This is a genomic window from Pseudomonas sp. MF08817 (assembly GCF_059862705.1).
The window spans coordinates 1-2705 of record NZ_JCBCUY010000083.1 but is presented as its reverse complement, the minus strand read 5'-3'; the positions used below and the strand labels follow the sequence as shown (position 1 = coordinate 2705).

At 54.6% G+C, this 2705-nt stretch carries 3 protein-coding genes; all 3 read right to left on the bottom strand.

Annotated elements, in window-relative coordinates:
- Positions 1 to 170: 170 nt before the first annotated feature.
- The 3 genes from AC19YR_RS24630 to AC19YR_RS24620 all read right to left on the bottom strand — a co-directional run bounded on the left by AC19YR_RS24630 (position 171) and on the right by AC19YR_RS24620 (position 2551).
- A complete protein-coding gene (locus AC19YR_RS24630; protein ID WP_500600430.1) occupies positions 171 to 779 on the bottom strand; it encodes an N-acyl amino acid synthase FeeM domain-containing protein in 609 nt (202 codons plus the stop codon).
- Between the two features lie 361 nt (positions 780 to 1140).
- Positions 1141 to 1584 (bottom strand): HIT family protein, encoded by a 444-nt coding sequence (locus AC19YR_RS24625; protein WP_095108794.1) that lies wholly within the window; start codon positions 1582 to 1584, stop codon positions 1141 to 1143.
- 217 nt (positions 1585 to 1801) lie between these two features.
- On the bottom strand, positions 1802 to 2551 hold the full coding sequence (locus AC19YR_RS24620) for an acyltransferase family protein (RefSeq protein WP_500600429.1): 750 nt from the start codon (positions 2549 to 2551) through the stop codon (positions 1802 to 1804).
- Positions 2552 to 2705 lie beyond the last annotated feature (154 nt).

Here is a 2705-nt window from a genome sequence, read left to right as displayed (position 1 = left end):
GTGCAAGCAGATCGGCTCGGTTCGGTCAGACGTCCATTGATGATGATGTTTTGGAAGCGGGATTGCGTTCGCTTAGCAAGTGCAGAAAAGTTAACTGACTGTTGCACTTGCTCCTTGAGACCGCCCTTCCATCTTCGATCAACCTCGTCGTTTTAGTTTTTCTAGGGGGTTCATACCGCCAGCGAGTGGCGCATGGTGCGAGCGGCCAGGGTGTGGCGCATCAGGTCGTCAATGTCGTGCAGGTCCGGGGGGCAACTTTCCAGGCCGAAGAACGGCGTCACCGAAGGCAGCAAATCGCCTTTGTACAGGGCGTAGTAATGTTCGCCGCGGGCCGGGATCTGGAAGAAAATGCCGTCCTGGTCGAACACAAAACTGTCGAATTTCGGCGCCAGCCGTGGCTTGACGTAGGTGATGAAGGTTTTATAACCGCCCTGCAGGGCCACCAGCGAAGCGCCGGTCATCGCCAAGGCGTTGACCACGTTTTTTACCGGCGAATGCTTGTCGACGATGAGGCGCGACAGTTCAACGCACTCATTTTCATAATTAGGCCCGGAGAACTTCACCAGGTCAGCATGGCTGATAAACTCGCCGGACTCGTGGGGAAACGGCGTAATACGTTGCGTGCCAATAATTTCACCGTCGTAATAACAGGCGAACACATAAGAACGCGGGTCGTATTCGTCCAGGCACACAGTGTCGTCCACGGCATCGCCGAACAGTGTCTTGTAATACACTTTGCGCTGCCCGTATAACCGATAACGGGCACGGGAAAGCTCGATGAATTCGGCCGGCGTTATAACCTACCTAACTTTGACTTTATCGGACTGGCACATATCCTGAAGCACTGAATCATAGAAGCTGTAGATCGCCGAACCGGCTGAATCATCTTTTACCAATTGCATGCTTGCGGAAGGTAAAGCAATTTTATTGCTCGCGAATGACGACATGAGAATCCCCTTCTTAGTGTGACCTGTATTGTTTGGCTCGGCCCAGCGGCACAACTCAACTGCCACAGTTCAATACATAGCTTCGCCTCCTTGCGTAGTTATCGAATTGCCCATCAATATTTACAGCGCACGCCGAGACAACTGAACCCGGAAAACCCGGGTATGTCTTGCCACTAAAACGGCATCCTACGTATTACGCTGACAGCAACTTCAAAGATTCACGGATACGCGCCGCCCGCTCGCTCAGTACTTCAAACGGTGCGGTTGCCAGGTTGGCATGGGCCAGGTTGAAACCATCATCCACGTACCGGGCCAGCACATGCAGGTGCGCGTGGCCAACGGTTTGACCCGCCACGGCGCCATCGCACAGCAGCAGGTTGATGCCTTCGCAGGGGGTCTCATCGAGCAGCAAGCCGCTGTTGCGTAGCGCGGCGGCCATCTTCTGGCCAATGCGCATCATGTGGCCGCAGGTATCGGGAGCAATGTCGGCCAGGCCACTGGCATGGGCCTTGGGGATGACGAGAACATGGCCGGGTGTGATCGGCTGAATGGAGAGAAATGCCAGGCACTGGTCGTCTTCGTAGACAACGCTGGCTGGTAGGTGACCGGAGACAATTGCACAGAAAATGCAGTTCACGGATAGCTCCCTCTATTGTTATATGTGCCCGCCCGTGGGTAGTCGATCCGGACGTGCTACAGGCTGAATTCCTTTACAGCGCTTGCAGGTGTGAGCGCACAGCTTGTAGGAGAAATTACGCCCGGCGTTTGGCGTCTGTACATGGGAGTTTTGAAATGTTTTGTATCTCAACGCCAAGGAAATGCGTATCAAATTGATTTGCATCAGGTTTATTTCTTTACAAAGGCTGTAGGGCCTGCTTGCGACCGATGAGTGAGCGGCCATACGCCTGGCCCTTGAGTTCGATGTACTGATAGGTGAAGGACGAGATAAACACCACGGCCAGCACCACCAACGCGGCAGTGAGGTTGTTCAACAGCACATTGCCGGTGTCCAGGTGGCGGGCCTCAGCACCGTTAAACGTCAGCGTCACGCCCAAGACTTTCTCCAGCACCATGAACATCGATACGACACAAAACAGCACCGCCGCATGGGTCAGATAAATGGAATAGGACAACTTACCCAGCAGGCGAAACAGGCGCTGCGTGCACAGCCGGGAGAACGCCCCCGCCTCGAAGGCAAATGCCACCACGACCACACAGAACGACAGGCAGACCACCAGGAACTTCTGTTCAATATCCGCAACCATCAACACCCCGGCGACCAGCAAAGAAACGCCCTCGATCAACGTAAAAACCATGAACCGCGGTTTTACCCGGCCGGCCACAACAGCAAAAAGCCGATAACACAGCGCCCCGGCGAAAAAGCAGAACACCCCGCGCAATGCCTCTTGGGTAAAGAACTCGTTCTGCCGATAGATCAGCGCAAACGCCCAGCAACACAGGGCCAGCCAAAGGAAAAAGCGGCGCTGGCCGATCAGGGCAAGGGTCAGGGCAAACAGCATGTAGGTGTAGTACTCGATGCTGATACTCCACGCCGGGAAGTTGAACGACAGCGGATTGGTCCAGTGCGTCCAGGATTGCAGCAAGAACAAATTGGGCAGTATTTGCGCAGGTGCGTATTTCGCTCATCGTGACCGGTCATTTCGCTAACAACGTGACCGGTTTCTCCACCCGATTGCGCGGGGTCTAAATTCTAACCGCATCGGTCACGATGCCGCTTCTTCTTCCGTCTTTTTACGT